12 protein-coding genes are annotated in these 14404 nt (G+C 69.9%); all 12 read left to right on the forward strand.

Annotation, left to right across the window (positions count from 1 at the left end; genetic code table 11):
• Positions 1–2: 2 nt before the first annotated feature.
• The 12 genes from rsmH to ACPWT1_RS10220 are packed head-to-tail and all read left to right on the forward strand — an operon-like array spanning position 3 to position 14402.
• Positions 3–914, forward strand: a complete 912-nt coding sequence (rsmH, locus tag ACPWT1_RS10165) for a 16S rRNA (cytosine(1402)-N(4))-methyltransferase RsmH (RefSeq protein ID WP_427915246.1) — start codon at positions 3–5, stop codon at positions 912–914.
• Positions 911–1186 (forward strand): cell division protein FtsL, encoded by a 276-nt coding sequence (gene ftsL, locus ACPWT1_RS10170; RefSeq protein ID WP_427915247.1) that lies wholly within the window; start codon positions 911–913, stop codon positions 1184–1186. The genes rsmH and ftsL overlap by 4 nt, the downstream gene beginning before the upstream one ends.
• Positions 1183–2916: a peptidoglycan D,D-transpeptidase FtsI family protein gene (locus ACPWT1_RS10175; RefSeq protein ID WP_427915248.1), complete on the forward strand. Its 1734-nt coding sequence runs from the start codon at positions 1183–1185 to the stop codon at positions 2914–2916. The genes ftsL and ACPWT1_RS10175 overlap by 4 nt, the downstream gene beginning before the upstream one ends.
• On the forward strand, positions 2916–4391 hold the full coding sequence (locus ACPWT1_RS10180; protein WP_427915249.1) for a UDP-N-acetylmuramoyl-L-alanyl-D-glutamate--2,6-diaminopimelate ligase: 1476 nt from the start codon (positions 2916–2918) through the stop codon (positions 4389–4391). The genes ACPWT1_RS10175 and ACPWT1_RS10180 overlap by 1 nt, the downstream gene beginning before the upstream one ends.
• Positions 4388–5770 carry a UDP-N-acetylmuramoyl-tripeptide--D-alanyl-D-alanine ligase gene (locus ACPWT1_RS10185; protein WP_427915250.1) on the forward strand — a complete coding sequence of 461 codons (1383 nt, stop codon included), beginning with the start codon at positions 4388–4390 and terminating at the stop codon, positions 5768–5770. The genes ACPWT1_RS10180 and ACPWT1_RS10185 overlap by 4 nt, the downstream gene beginning before the upstream one ends.
• Positions 5760–6938, forward strand: coding sequence for a phospho-N-acetylmuramoyl-pentapeptide-transferase (mraY, locus tag ACPWT1_RS10190; protein WP_427915251.1), 1179 nt, complete (start codon positions 5760–5762; stop codon positions 6936–6938). Before ACPWT1_RS10185 ends, mraY begins: the two co-directional genes overlap by 11 nt.
• Positions 6939–6943: 5 nt before the next feature.
• Positions 6944–8884 (forward strand): Mur ligase family protein, encoded by a 1941-nt coding sequence (locus ACPWT1_RS10195; RefSeq protein WP_427915252.1) that lies wholly within the window; start codon positions 6944–6946, stop codon positions 8882–8884.
• The gene (gene ftsW, locus ACPWT1_RS10200) at positions 8881–10107 is read left to right on the forward strand and encodes a putative lipid II flippase FtsW (RefSeq protein ID WP_427915253.1); all 1227 of its coding nucleotides are present in this window, start codon (positions 8881–8883) and stop codon (positions 10105–10107) included. Before ACPWT1_RS10195 ends, ftsW begins: the two co-directional genes overlap by 4 nt.
• Positions 10104–11177, forward strand: a complete 1074-nt coding sequence (gene murG, locus ACPWT1_RS10205) for an undecaprenyldiphospho-muramoylpentapeptide beta-N-acetylglucosaminyltransferase (protein ID WP_427915254.1) — start codon at positions 10104–10106, stop codon at positions 11175–11177. The genes ftsW and murG overlap by 4 nt, the downstream gene beginning before the upstream one ends.
• Positions 11174–12586, forward strand: coding sequence for a UDP-N-acetylmuramate--L-alanine ligase (murC, locus tag ACPWT1_RS10210; protein ID WP_427915255.1), 1413 nt, complete (start codon positions 11174–11176; stop codon positions 12584–12586). Before murG ends, murC begins: the two co-directional genes overlap by 4 nt.
• Complete coding sequence (locus ACPWT1_RS10215) at positions 12583–13614, forward strand: D-alanine--D-alanine ligase (protein ID WP_427915256.1); 1032 nt, start codon at positions 12583–12585, stop codon at positions 13612–13614. Before murC ends, ACPWT1_RS10215 begins: the two co-directional genes overlap by 4 nt.
• Complete coding sequence (locus ACPWT1_RS10220; protein WP_427915257.1) at positions 13611–14402, forward strand: cell division protein FtsQ/DivIB; 792 nt, start codon at positions 13611–13613, stop codon at positions 14400–14402. The genes ACPWT1_RS10215 and ACPWT1_RS10220 overlap by 4 nt, the downstream gene beginning before the upstream one ends.
• Positions 14403–14404: the final 2 nt, after the last annotated feature.

The following is a 14404-nucleotide window of genomic DNA, read 5'->3' on the forward strand; positions in this document are numbered from 1 at the left end:
CGGTGGACACCCGATGGCAACACACCACCGTCTTGTTGAACGAAGCAGTCCAAGCTCTTCTCACCAAGCCGGATGGAATCTACGTCGATGCGACCTTCGGGCGCGGCGGGCACTCGCGCCTGCTGCTCTCGCGGCTCGGGCCGCACGGTCGCCTGGTGGCCTTCGACAAGGACCCGGAGGCGATCGAGGAAGCAGCGCGGATCACGGATCCGCGCTTTTCCATCAGGCACCAGGGCTTCCGCGCGCTGGGCGAGCTGGGGCCGGCCAGCTGCAGCGGCGTGCTGATGGACCTGGGCGTGAGCTCGCCGCAGATCGACAACCCGGCGCGGGGGTTCTCGTTCCGCAACGACGGTCCGCTGGACATGCGGATGGATCCCACGCGTGGCGAGAGCGTGGCGGAGTGGCTTGCAACGGCCGAGCAGGGCCAGATCGCGGAGGTGATTCGTGACTACGGCGAAGAACGGTTTGCTGGCCAGATCGCAAAGGCGGTTGTGGCTCGCCGACAGGAACGGGGCCCTCTTGCAACCACCGCCGAGCTGGCCCAACTCGTGGCTGGCGCGGTCAAAACCCGCGAGCCGGGCCAGGACCCTGCAACGCGCACATTTCAGGCTCTTCGGATTTTCATCAATGCCGAGCTTGAAGAGCTGCAAGAGGCGCTAGGAGCCGCGTTGGACATCCTGCAACCCGGCGGACGCCTTGCGGTGATCAGCTTCCATTCGCTGGAGGATCGCATCGTCAAGCAGTTCATCGCCTCGCACTCGCGCGAGGTGGTGGACCGCCGCGTGCCGTTCGCCGCGCCGAAGCCGATGAAGCTGCGCGCGCTGGACCGCATCAAGCCGGGTGCCGCGGAAGTGGCGGCCAATCCGCGGGCACGCAGTGCGATCCTGCGGGTGGCCGAAAGGACAGAGGCGTGATCCGCCTCAACCTCATCCTCCTCGTCGCGCTGGTTCTCAGCGCGATGGTGACCGTGCAGGTGCAGTACGAGTCGCGCCGCCTGGTCGCCGAGATCGAGAAGGCCGAGGCCGACGCGCGCCGGCTCGGCATGGAGCACGAGCGGCTGCAGGTCGCCAAGCGCGCGCAGGCCACGCCGCTGCGCGTGGAGAAGCTGGCCAAGGAGCAGCTGCACATGCGGCCGGCCAGCCCGGCGATCACGCAGTACGTCACGCAGACGGGGATGCAACCGTGACAAAGAGCGTGCTCTACACCTCGAGCCCGCTGCTGGCGAGCAAGACGCCGGTCTGGCGCAGCAAGTTCATCGTCGCCGGCCTCGCGCTCGGCTTCGCCGGGCTCGCAGGCCGCGCCGCGTGGGTGCAGGTGTTCGGCAACGACTTTTTCCGCCACCAGGGCGAAGTGCGCTTCGTGCGGACGCTCGAACTGCCGGCCAACCGCGGCCGCATCCTCGATCGCAATGGACTGCTGCTGGCCACCAGCGTGCCCACGCCCAGCATCTGGGCCATTCCCGAGGACGTGGAGCGCGACAAGGTGAAGCTCGCGCAGCTGGCCAGGCTGCTGGGCATGTCCAACGCGGAACTCGATCGCAAGCTCGCCGACGAGGACAAGACCTTCGTCTGGCTGAAGCGCCAGGTCGACGACTCGGTGGCACGCCAGGTCGCGGTGCTCGGCATCAAGGGCATCTACCAGCGCAAGGAATACCGGCGCCAGTACCCCGAGGGCGAGGCCGCGGCGCACGTCGTTGGCTTCACCAACGTCGAGGACCATGGCCAGGAGGGCGTCGAGCTCTCGTTCGACCACCAGCTGGCCGGCCGCACCGGCTCGCGCCGCGTGATCAAGGACCGGCTCGGCCGGGTGGTCGAGGAACTCGGCGAGCAGGTGCCGCCGATCGACGGCCGCGACCTGCAGCTGTCGATCGACAGCAAGGTGCAGTTCTTCGCCTACCAGAAGCTGCGCGACACGGTGCTGGAGAACAAGGCGCGCGCGGGCAGCGTCGTGGTGATCGATGCACGCACGGGCGAGGTGCTCGCGCTGGCCAACTACCCCAGCTACACGCCGGACAAGCGCCAGAACCTCACCGGCGAGCAACTGCGCAACCGCGCGCTCACCGACACGTTCGAGCCGGGGTCGACCATGAAGCCGTTCACCATCGGCCTGGCGCTGGAGAGCGGCTTGGTGACGCCGCAGACCACGGTGCAGACCGCGCCCGGCTATGTCGTGATCGGCGGCGCCCGCATCTCCGATTCGCATGCGCACGGCCTGCTCACCGTGCAGCAGGTGATCCAGAAGTCCAGCAACATCGGCACCCTGAAGATCGCGCTCCAGATGCAGCCGCGCGAGATGTGGGAGACCTTCACCGCGGCCGGCTTCGGACAGAAGCCGCAGATCCCGTTCCCCGGTGTGGTGAGCGGCCGCGTGCGTCCCTACAAGACCTGGCGGCCCGTCGAGCAGGCGACCATGTCGTACGGCTACGGCCTGTCGGCGTCGCTGTTCCAGATGGCGCGCTCGTACACGGTGTTCGCGCACGACGGCCAGATCATCCCCGCGACCCTGCTCAAGACCGAGCAGCCGCCCGTGGGCGCGCAGGTGTTCTCGCCCAAGACGGCCGCCGAGATCCGCACCATGCTGCAGATGGCTGCCGGCCCCGGCGGCACCGGCCCGAAGGCGCAGACGATGGGCTATTCCGTGGGCGGCAAGTCGGGGACCGCGCACAAGCAGGAAGGCAAGGGCTACGCCGGCCACAAGTACCGCTCGTGGTTCGTCGGCATGGCGCCGATCGACCAGCCGCGCATCATCGTCGGCGTGATGGTCGACGAGCCGTCGGCCGGCAAGTACTTCGGCGGCGACGTGGCCGCTCCCGTGTTCAGCGACGTGGTGCAGCAGACGCTGCGCCGCATGGGCGTGCAGCCCGACATGAGCGTCAAGCCGCAGGTGGTGGTCGACAGCGTGGAGGAGTCGTTCTGATGCGCAGCCTGCGCTCCCCCGCCGAGGCATCGCGCTGGCTGCAAGGTCGCGTGCGCGGCCAGCTGCACTGCGACAGCCGCCAGGTCAGGGCCGGCGATGGATTCATCGCATGGCCGGGCGCAGCGACCGATGGACGCAAGTACGTCGCGGCAGCACTGGCGCAAGGTGCGGCGGCCTGCCTGGTCGAGGAACAGGGTGCCGGGGCGTTCGGCTTCACCGGCGAGGCGATCGCGAGCTATCCCGACCTGAAAGCCGCGACGGGACCGATCGCCGCCGCCTACTACGGCCAGCCGACCGACTCGCTGCAGGTGCTCGCGGTCACGGGCACCAACGGCAAGACGTCCACGGCGTGGTGGCTGGCGCAGGCGCTGTCCGCGCTCTCCGACGGCCAATGGCCCAGCGCGGTGATCGGCACGCTGGGAACCGGCCGCCCGCCCCATGTGCAGCACACCGGGCTCACGACACCCGATCCCGTGCTGCTGCAGGGCCAGTTCCGTGCCTTCGTCGACGCCGGCCTGAAGGCCTGCGCGATCGAGGCGTCGTCCATCGGCCTGGCCGAGCGTCGCCTGGACGGCACGCGCATTGCCGTGGCGGTCTTCACCAACTTCACCCAGGACCACCTGGACTACCACGGCAGCATGGACGCGTACTGGGCTGCGAAGGCCGAGCTGTTCCGCTGGCCGGGGCTGCGCGCGGGCGTCGTGAACATCGACGACACGGCGGGCGTCGAACTGCTCGCCGGGCTGGAGGGCAGTGGCCTGGATCTGTGGCCGGTCGCCATCGACCGGTCCGCGCGCCTGCAAGCCACGGACGTGGGCTATGGCAACGAAGGCTTGCGCTTCACCGTGGTCGAAGGCAACGAGCGCCATGCCCTGGAGACTGCGCTCGTCGGCCAGTACAACGTATCGAATCTGCTGGGCGTGATCGCCGCCATGCGAGCGCTGGGCGTGCCGCTGCGCCAGGCCGTGGACGCCTGCGGCGCACTGCTGCCGGTGCCGGGTCGCATGGAGCGCCTGCACGCCCCCGGCAAGCCGCTGGTGGCGGTGGACTACGCGCACACGCCGGATGCGCTGGACAAAGCGCTGCAGGCCCTGCGCCCGCTGGCCGCGCAGCGCGCCGGGAAACTGTGGTGCGTCTTCGGCTGCGGCGGCGACCGTGACGCCACCAAGCGTCCGCTGATGGCGGCCGTCGCGGAGAAGAATGCGGATCGCGTCGTGGTCACCAGCGACAACCCGCGCAGCGAAGCGCCCGAGGCCATCATCAGCCAGATCCTGCTGGGCCTGTCGCACAACGAGTGCGTCGAGGTGCAGGCCGACCGCGCGCTGGCCATCGCGGAAACAGTGGCCGCCGCCGCGCCGGCCGACGTGGTGCTGCTCGCGGGCAAGGGCCACGAGGATTACCAGGAGATCGCCGGCGTGAAGCATGCCTTCGACGACCGGATGCATGCGCGCAAGGCACTGGAGGCAAGGGCATGAGCACGCCGATGTGCACCCTCCAGCAGGTCGCGCAGTGGACCGGTGGCCGCCTCGTCGGCAACGGCGACGTGCCGCTGCTGCGCGTGCATTCCGACACCCGCACGCTGCAGGCCGGCGACCTGTTCGTCGCCATCCGTGGCGAGCGCTTCGACGCCAACGACTTCCTCGCGGACGCGCAGTCCAAGGGCGCGGTCGCCGCCATCGCGCAACCGGGGCGCCTGCCCGTGGGCCTGCCGGGCGTCGAGGTGGACGACAGCAAGGCCGCGCTCGGCAAGCTGGCCGCCGCGTGGCGCCAGCAGTTCCAGCTGCCGCTGATCTCGGTCACGGGCAGCAACGGCAAGACCACGGTCACGCAGATGATCGCGGCCATCCTGCGCGCCTGGCAGCCGCAGAACCACCTGGCCACGCAGGGCAACTTCAACAACGACATCGGCCTGCCGCTCACGCTGCTGCGGCTGCGTGCCGAGCATCGCATCGCGGTCCTCGAGCTGGGCATGAACCACCCGGGCGAGATCGCCTACCTGGCCGACATCGCGCAGCCGACCGTGGCGCTGGTGAACAACGCCCAGCGCGAGCACCAGGAGTTCATGGCCACGGTGGAAGCCGTCGCGCGCGAGAACGGCAGCGTGTTCGGCGCGCTCAGGAGCAATGGCGTCGCGGTGTTCCCTGCGGGCGAAGAGTTCACGGCCTTGTGGACCCGGCTCGCGCTGGGCCGCGCCACCCTCACGTTCGGCGACGCAGGCAGCGGCGCCGACATCGTTCTGGCCGGGTCTGAATGGCTCCAGGGCGCATGGACGTTCCGGGCGGAAACGCCCGCCGGTCCGCTGCAGGCCCAACTCCATATCGCCGGCCGCCACAACGTGCGCAATGCGCTCGCCGCCGCCGCCTGCGCGCTCGCCGCCGGCGTGCCGCTCGCCGCGATCACGCAGGGGCTGGGCGCCTTCGAGCCGGTGAAGGGCCGCTCGCGCGCCGCGTCGCTGCAAGTGGACGGCCGCACGCTCACGCTGGTCGACGACACCTACAACGCCAATCCGGACTCCGTGCGCGCTGCCATCGACGTGCTGGCCGAACTGCCGGGCCCGCGGCTGCTGGTGCTGGGCGACATGGGCGAGGTCGGCGACCAGGGCCCGCAGTTCCACGCCGAGGTCGGGGAGTACGCCCGCGAGCGCGGCATCGAGCACCTGCTGACGCTGGGGGAGCAGGCGCGTGCGATGAAGGGCGAGCATTTCGAAGGCATCGAGGCTCTCAATGCCGCCGTGCTCGCGCGCCTGTCGCAAGCCGCAAGCGTGCTGGTCAAGGGCTCGCGCTTCATGAAGATGGAGCGCGTTGTCGAAGCGATCCAACAACAACAACGAAAGGATGGCGGCAATGCTGCTTAGCCTGGCCGTGTGGCTGCAGACACTGGGACCGGAGTTCGGCTTCCTGCGCGTGTTCCAGTACATCACCTTCCGCGCGGTGATGGCCGCGATGACCGCGCTGCTGATCGGCCTGGTGGCCGGCCCGTGGGTGATCCACCGCCTCACCGAACTGAAGATCGGCCAGCCGGTGCGTGGCTACGGCATGCAAAGCCACCTGTCCAAGAGCGGCACGCCCACCATGGGCGGCGTGCTGGTGCTGATCGCCATCGCGGTCGCCACGCTGATGTGGTTCGACCTCTCGAACCGCTTCGTGTGGATCGTGCTGGTCGTGACGATCGGCTTCGGGATGATCGGCTGGGCCGACGACTGGCGCAAGGTCGTGAACAAGGACCCCGAGGGCATGCCCTCGCGCGAGAAGTACTTCTGGCAATCGGTGATCGGGCTGATCGCCGCGCTGTACCTGGTGTTCAGCATCTCCGAGAGCAACAACGTTCGCGTGGTCGAACTGTTCTTCGAGTGGGTGCGCTCCGGCTTCGACGTCAACCTGCCGCCCAAGGCCGGCCTGCTGGTGCCCTTCTTCAAGGAAGTGACCTATCCGCTCGGCGTCTTCGGCTTCGTGTTCCTCACCTACGTGGTGATCGTGGGCGCCAGCAATGCGGTGAATCTCACCGACGGCCTTGATGGCCTGGCGATCATGCCCGTGGTGATGGTGGGCTCGGCGCTGGGCGTGTTCGCCTATGTGGCCGGCAGCTCGGTGTACTCCAAATACCTGTTCTTCCCGCACATCCCCGGCGCCGGCGAGCTGCTGATCTTCTGCGCGGCGATGGCGGGCGCGGGCCTCGCGTTCCTGTGGTTCAACACGCATCCGGCCCAGGTGTTCATGGGCGACGTCGGCGCGCTGGCGCTCGGCGGCGCGCTGGGCACCATCGCGGTCATCGTGCGCCAGGAGATCGTGCTGGCGATCATGGGCGGCGTGTTCGTCGTCGAGGCGCTGTCGGTGATGGCGCAGGTGTCGTGGTTCAAGTACACGCGCAAGCGCTACGGCGAGGGCCGGCGCATCCTGAAAATGGCGCCGCTGCACCACCATTTCGAGAAGAGCGGCTGGAAGGAGACGCAGGTCGTGGTCCGCTTCTGGATCGTGACGATGCTGCTGTGCCTGCTGGGCCTGTCCACGCTGAAGCTGAGGTGAGATCGGTGCACGACGAGCCCCACGATCCGCAGCAGCTCCCCGAGCAGCCCCAGGCGCCCCTGGCGCCTGAGGCGACGCCCGCTCCGGTGGCCACCGCGGCGCCGGAGTCGACGGGGCTCGCGCCGGGCGCGTCGCGCGAACCGGTGCAGGCGCCGACGCCCGCGCCGGTCAAGCCGGCGATGCCGCCGCTCACGGCCGCCGCCGAAGCGCGCGCGTGGCGCGATTCGCTGATGCTGGGCATGGAAACGACCGAGCCGGCCGCTGCTCCCGTTGCGCCGAGCGTCGCACCGGCCGAGGCCGGAGCGGAGTCCGCACCCGCACCCGCACCCGCAGCTGAACCCGCGCCAGCCCTTGAGCCGTTCCCCCGCACCGTGCTCGTTCTCGGCCTCGGCGACTCGGGCCTCGCGATGGCCCGCTGGTGCGCACGCCAGGGCGCGCAGGTCACCGTGGCCGACACGCGCAACGAGCCGCCCCGCCTGGCGCAACTGCGCGAAGAGTTGCCGCAGGTGCGCTTCGTCGGCGGCGCCTTCACCGAAGACCTGCTCGGGGGCATCGAAGCGGTCTACCGCAGCCCGGGCCTCTCGCCGGCGCAGGTCGATGCTGTCCTGCGTCCTGCGCGCGAGCGCGGCGTCGCGGTCGGCGGCGAACTCGCGCTGTTCGTGCGCGGCCTCGCGCAGCTGCGGGCCGAGCAGGGCTATGCACCCGCCGTGCTGGCCGTCACCGGCACAAACGGCAAGACCACGGTCACCTCGCTGACCGGCCAGCTGGTCGAGCGCTCGGGCCGCACCGCCGCCGTGGCCGGCAACATCGGCCCCACGTTGCTGGACACGCTGGCTGCGCGGATTGCCGCGCAGGCGCTGCCGCAGGCCTGGGTGCTGGAGCTGTCGTCGTTCCAGCTCGAGGGCCTGGAAGGCTTCGAGCCCGCGGCAGCGACGGTTCTGAACATCACCCAGGACCACCTGGACTGGCACGGCGGCATGGACGCCTATGCGGCGGCGAAGGCACGCATCTTCGGCCGCAAGGCAATGATGGTGCTCAATCGCGAGGACCCGCTCGTGATGAAGATGCTGCCCGCGCCCGTGAAGCTGAGCGCCGCCCGGCCGCCCGAAGGCGCGAACGCCCCCTCCGGGGGCAGCGCAGCCCCGGAAGGGGCAAGCGTGGGGGGGCGAAGGACTCGCGGCAAGCTGGAGCAGCGTGACTACGTCACCTTCGGCACCGACATGCCGCAGCGGCCGGGCGACTTCGGCCTCGAGATGGTCAACGGCATGGCCTGGCTGGTGCGCGCACAGGAAGCCGACGAGACGCAGAAGCGCCGCAAGTCCGCCGAAGCCGAGGAACTGCACATCCAGCGGCTGATGCCGGCCGACGCGCTGCGCATCCGCGGCCGCCACAACGCCGCCAACGCGCTGGCCGCGCTGGCACTCGCGTCGGCCACCGGCGCGCAGCTCGCGCCCATGCTGTATGGCCTGCGCGAGTACCGTGGCGAGCCGCACCGCGTCGAGCCGGTCGGCATCGTGAACGACGTCGAGTTCTTCGACGACAGCAAGGGCACCAACGTCGGCGCGACGGTGGCTGCCCTCGTTGGGCTCGGCGCCGATCGCAAGCTGGTGGTCATCCTGGGCGGCGAGGGCAAGGGCCAGGACTTCGCGCCGCTCGCCGAGCCGGTGGCGCGCTTCGCCCGTGCCGTGGTGCTGATCGGCCGCGACGCCCCTCTGATCCGCGCCGCCCTGGAAGGCAGCGGGGTCGCGCTCGTCGAAGCCAGCTCGATGGACGAGGCCGTGCGCACCGCTGCGCAACGTGCGCAGGCGGGCGACGCGGTGCTGATGTCGCCCGCCTGCGCCAGCTTCGACATGTTCCGCAACTACGAGCACCGCGCGGAGATGTTCCGCACCGCGGTGCAGGCGCTGGCCGACGACGCCGGCGTGCCGCTGGGGACGAGCGCATGAACGCCGTGCTGTCCCGCGTCGGCGGCTGGTTCTCGCGCGCACCCGCGCAGTCGCCGCGTGGGTCCGGCTACGCGACGCCGCCCGTGCGCGTGCAGGGCTTCGACCAGCCGCTGCTGTGGGTCTCCGTGGCGCTGCTCGCGTTCGGCCTGGTGATGGTCTATTCGGCCTCGATCGCGATGCCGGACAACCCGCGCTTCGCCAACTACGCCCACACGCACTTCCTGGTGCGCCACGCGTTCTCGCTGGTGCTGGCGTTCGTGGTGGCGCTGCTCACCTTCCAGGTGCCCGTGGCGACCTGGGAGAAAGTGGCGCCCTGGCTGTTCATCGTCTCGCTGGGACTGCTGATCGCCGTGCTGATCCCGCACGTGGGCAAGGGCGTCAACGGCGCCCGCCGCTGGATCAGCCTTGGCTTCATGAGCTTCCAGCCCTCGGAGCTGGCCAAGTTCTCGGTGCTGCTCTACGCCGCCAACTACATGGTGCGCAAGATGGAGGTCAAGGAGCGCTTCTTCCGCGCGGTGCTGCCGATGGCGCTGGCCGTGGCGGTGGTGGGCGTGCTGCTGCTGGCCGAGCCGGACATGGGCGCGTTCATGGTCATCGCCGTGATCGCGATGGGCATCCTGTTCCTGGGCGGCGTCAACGCCCGCATGTTCTTCCTGATCGCGGCGGTGATGACGGTGGCCTTCATGCTGATGATCGCGCTGTCGGACTGGCGCCGCGAGCGCATCTTCGCGTACCTCGATCCGTGGAACGAGAAGTACACGCTCGGCAAGGGCTACCAGCTGTCGCACTCGCTCATCGCCATCGGCCGCGGCGAGATCTTCGGCGTCGGCCTCGGCGGCAGCGTCGAGAAACTCCACTGGCTCCCCGAGGCGCACACCGACTTCCTGCTTGCCGTCATCGGCGAGGAGTTCGGCCTGGTGGGCGTGCTCACCGTGATCGTCCTGTTCCTCTGGATGACGCGCCGGATCATGCACATCGGCCGCCAGGCCGTTGCGCTGGACCGCGTGTTCGCCGGGCTGGTCGCGCAGGGCGTGGGCCTGTGGATGGGATTCCAGGCCTTCATCAACATGGGCGTGAACCTCGGCGCGCTGCCCACCAAGGGACTCACGCTGCCGCTCCTCAGCTACGGCGGCTCCGCGATCCTGCTCAACCTCATCGCGCTCGCGGTGGTGCTGCGCATCGACTACGAGAACCGCGTGCTGATGCGGGGAGGCCGCTCATGAAGCACCTCGTCGTCATGGCCGCAGGCACGGGCGGCCACGTGATCCCGGGCCTGGCCGTCGCGCGCGAGATGCAGGCGCGCGGCTGGAGCGTCAGCTGGCTGGGCACGCCGACGGGGATGGAGAACCGCCTGGTGCCCCCGAGCGGCATCCCGATGGACACGCTGGCCTTCACCGGCCTGCGCGGCAAGGGCCTGCTGCACACGATGACCGGCAGCCTGCGACTGCTGTCGGCGTTCTGGAGCAGCCGGCGCATCCTGCGCAGCCGCCGCGCCGACGCGGTGCTGGGGATGGGCGGCTACGTCTGCTTCCCCGGCGGGCTGATGGCGTCGTGGCTCAACAAGCCGCTGGTGCTGGTGAACGCCGACGCCTCGCTTCTCATGAGCAATCGCGCGCTGATGCCGGTCGCCGACCGCGTGGCCTTCGGCTTCGAGGGCGATGCGGCCAGGCGCACCCGCCAGGCCGTCGTCACCGGCAATCCCGTGCGCGCCGAGATCGAGGCGATCGCGCCGCCGGCCCAGCGCTTCGCGGGCCGCAGCGGTCCGCTGCGCGTGCTGGTGGTCGGCGGCAGCCTCGGGGCGCGCGTGCTGAACCAGACCTTGCCGAAGGCGATCGCTTCGCTCGATGCCGACCGGCGTCCCGTCGTCGTGCACCAGACCGGCATGGCGGAGCAGGAGGCGGCGCAGGCTGCCTACCGCGCGGCCGGCGTCGAAGCTCGCGTGCTGCCCTTCATCGAGGACATGGCGGCCGAACTCGCAGCCTGCGATGTCGTCGTGTGTCGCGCCGGCGCGGTGACCGTCAGCGAACTCTGTGCGGCCGGCGTGCCGGCGATCCTGGTGCCGCTGATCGTGAGCACCACCTCGCACCAGCGCGACAACGCGCAATGGATGGCGAGCCATGGCGCGGCGTTGCACCTGCCGCAGGCCGAGCTCACGCCGCAGCGGCTCGCCGAGATGTTGTCGGGGCTGACGCGCGAGCGCCTCGTCGAGATGGCGACCCACGCCCGAGACCTGGCCCGGCCCCAGGCAGCGGCACGGGTGGCCGACCAGATCGAACAGTTGGTGGGCGCATGAAACACGCAATCAAGCACATCCACTTCGTGGGCATCGGCGGCGCCGGCATGTCCGGCATCGCCGAGGTCCTGCGCAATCTCGGCTACACCATTTCCGGCTCCGACCTGTCCGACAGCGCCACGCTACGCCGACTGCAGGGCCTGGGCATCCAAACTCGCGTGGGCCACGCGGAAGGCAACATCGCCGGCGCCGATGCGGTGGTGACGTCGACCGCCGTGCAGGCCGACAACCCCGAGGTGGTCGCCGCGCGGCAGCGCAAGATTCCCGTCGTGCCGCGCGCCATGATGCTGGCCGAACTGATGCGCCTGAAGCAGGGCATCGCGATCGCGGGCACGCACGGCAAGACCACGACCACCAGCCTGGTGGCCAGCGTGCTGGCCGAAGGCGGACTCGATCCCACCTTCGTCATCGGCGGCCGCCTGAACAGCGCCGGCGCCAACGCCAAGCTCGGGGCGGGCGACTACATCGTGGTCGAGGCCGACGAATCCGATGCGTCGTTCCTGAACCTGATGCCCGTGATGGCCGTCGTCACCAACATCGACGCCGACCACATGGAGACCTACGGGCATGACTTCGGCAAGCTGAAGGGCGCGTTCCTCGATTTCCTGCACCGCATGCCGTTCTATGGCACCGCGGTCCTGTGCGTCGACGATCCCGCCGTGCGCGAGATCCTGGGCGACGTGCAGTGCCCCGTCACCAGCTACGGCGTGAGCGAGGACGCACAGGTGCGCGCCGTCGACATCCGCGCCGTCGGGCCGCAGATGCATTTCACCGCCACGCGCCGCAACGGCGTGGTGCTGCCGGACCTGCCGATCAAGCTGAATCTCGCCGGCCACCACAACGTGCTGAACGCGCTGTCGGCGATCGCGATCGCGGTGGAACTGAACATCCCCGACGCCGCCGTGCAGAAGGCCTTCGCCGAGTTCCACGGCGTCGGCCGCCGGTTCCAGAGCTATGGCGAGATGAAGGTGCGCCCGGCCAACGGCGGCGGCCGGTTCACGGTCATCGAGGACTACGGTCACCACCCGGTGGAAGTCGCCGCGACTCTCGCCGCCGCCCGAGGTGCCTTTCCCGGCCGCCGCCTCGTGCTGGCGTTCCAGCCGCACCGCTACACGCGCACGCGCGACTGCTTCGAGGATTTCGTCAAGGTGCTGGGCCAGGCCGACGTGCTGCTGTTGTCCGAGGTCTACGCCGCCGGAGAGGCGCCCATCGTCGCGGCCGACGGCCGTTCCCTCGCGCGCGCCGTGCGCGTGGCGGGCAAGGTGGAGCCGGTGTTCGTCGACGACATCGCGGCGATGCCCGAGGCGGTGCTGGACACCGTTCGCGACGGCGACGTGGTGATGTGCATGGGCGCAGGTTCGATCGGCGGCGTGCCCGCCAAGGTTCTGGAAGCAGGAGGTGCCGCATGACAGCGGCAGAGGAAGTGAAGCCAGTGGATGTGAAGGCCCTCGGCAAGGTGGCCGTGCTCATGGGCGGCAAGTCGGCCGAGCGCGAGGTGTCGCTGATGTCCGGCGCCGGCGTGCTGAAGGCGCTGCAGAGCAAGGGCGTCAACGCGCATGCGTTCGACCCGGCGCAGCGCGACCTCGTGGAACTGAAGCGCAAGGGCTTCAAGCGCTGCTTCATCGCGCTGCACGGCCGCTTCGGCGAGGACGGCACGGTGCAGGGCGCGCTGGAACTGCTGGGAATCCCGTACACGGGCTCGGGCGTGATGGCCTCCAGCGTCGCGATCGACAAGGTCATGACCAAGCGCATCTGGATCGCCGAAGGCATCCCGACGCCCAGGTACCAGATGCTGCGCCGCGGTGCCTACACGCGCGAGGTGGTGCGCACCGTCCCCGACGACCTGGGACTGCCGCTGATCGTCAAGCCCGCGCGCGAGGGCTCCTCGATCGGCGTGGCCAAGGTCGAGGGCTATTCGCAGATGCAGGACGCGGTGGATGCCGCGGCCGCCCTCGACACCGACGTGCTGTGCGAGCAATTCGTCGCGGGCGACGAAGTCACCTGCCCGATCCTCGGCACGGGCGACGAGGCGCGCGCACTGCCGGTGATCCGCATCGTGGCGCCCGAAGGCAACTACGACTACCAGAACAAGTACTTCACCGACGACACCCAGTACCTGGTGCCCTGCGGCCTGCCCGAGGGCGAGGAGGCCGCGATCCAGGAGCTGGTGGTCAAGGCCTATCGCGTGCTGGGCTGCCGCGGCTGGGGCCGCATCGACGTGATGATCGATGCCAAGACCCGCAAGCCCTCGCTGCTGGAGATCAACACCTCGCCGGGCATGACCGGGCACTCGCTGGTGCCGATGTCGGCACGCGCCGCCGGGATCAGCTACGAGGACCTGTGCCTGCAGCTGCTCGCGTCGGCCGCGCTGGACAACCAGCGCGTCGAGCGCCGCCGCAGCGGCCAGGGCACCACCACGGAAGGCGCCAGCGCATGAAGAAGGCGCCGCAGCAGCTGCCGTTCGACGTCCGCCTGATGAACATCACCGCCGCGGTGCTGTTCACGGGCTGCGTCGCGCTGCTGCTGGCGGCGCTGTGCTGGTGGGCGGTGCGCCACCCGGTCTTCGCGCTGGGCGGCATCCGCGTGCAGGGCGAGGTCACGCACAACAGCGCGGCCACGCTGCGCGCCAACGTGGCGCCGCAGCTGTCGGGCAACTTCTTCACGGTGGACCTGGTTGCCACCCAGCACGCCTTCGAGGCGGTGCCCTGGGTGCGGCAGGCGGTCGTGCGGCGCGAGTTCCCGAACCGGCTACGCGTGGCGCTGCAGGAACACAAGGCCGTCGCGTTCTGGGGCGAGGACGACGGCTCGCGCCTGGTCAACAGCTATGGCGAGGTGTTCGACGCCAACCCCGGCGAGGTGGAGCACGAGGGGCTGCCGCACCTGGACGGTCCCGACGGCCAGTCGGCGCAGGTGTTGGCGATGTACCGCGCACTGGCCCCGCTGTTCGCGCCGCTGGACCTCGCGATCGAGGAGCTGCAGCTCACCAGGCGCGGCAGCTGGCAGCTGGCCCTGGATTCGGAAGCGGTGCTGGAGCTGGGCGGCGGCGACGCGGGCGAGGTGATGCCGCGCGTGCAGCGTTTCGTGCAGACGCTGACGCAGGTGGCTTCGCGCTACGGCCGCCGGCCCGACGCGCTGCTGGCGGCCGACCTGCGGTACGGCGATGGATATGCGGTTCGGTTGAGGGGCGTGGGCACGGTGGAAACCGCCCCCACGGCCAGGAGGTAGAG

Source organism: Ramlibacter sp. MMS24-I3-19 (genome assembly GCF_050320135.1).
Taxonomy (GTDB): domain Bacteria; phylum Pseudomonadota; class Gammaproteobacteria; order Burkholderiales; family Burkholderiaceae_C; genus Ramlibacter.

What these genes read in the sequence shown, in the direction of transcription:
- murG (WP_427915254.1), top strand. Translation starts at nt 10,104, where the DNA reads ATGAAGCACCTCGTCGTCATGGCCGCAGGCACGGGCGGCCACGTGATC.
- ftsW (WP_427915253.1), top strand. Translation starts at nt 8,881, where the DNA reads ATGAACGCCGTGCTGTCCCGCGTCGGCGGCTGGTTCTCGCGCGCACCC.
- murC (WP_427915255.1), top strand. Translation starts at nt 11,174, where the DNA reads ATGAAACACGCAATCAAGCACATCCACTTCGTGGGCATCGGCGGCGCC.
- ACPWT1_RS10180 (WP_427915249.1), top strand. Translation starts at nt 2,916, where the DNA reads ATGCGCAGCCTGCGCTCCCCCGCCGAGGCATCGCGCTGGCTGCAAGGT.
- mraY (WP_427915251.1), top strand. Translation starts at nt 5,760, where the DNA reads ATGCTGCTTAGCCTGGCCGTGTGGCTGCAGACACTGGGACCGGAGTTC.
- ACPWT1_RS10215 (WP_427915256.1), top strand. Translation starts at nt 12,583, where the DNA reads ATGACAGCGGCAGAGGAAGTGAAGCCAGTGGATGTGAAGGCCCTCGGC.
- ACPWT1_RS10185 (WP_427915250.1), top strand. Translation starts at nt 4,388, where the DNA reads ATGAGCACGCCGATGTGCACCCTCCAGCAGGTCGCGCAGTGGACCGGT.
- ACPWT1_RS10220 (WP_427915257.1), top strand. Translation starts at nt 13,611, where the DNA reads ATGAAGAAGGCGCCGCAGCAGCTGCCGTTCGACGTCCGCCTGATGAAC.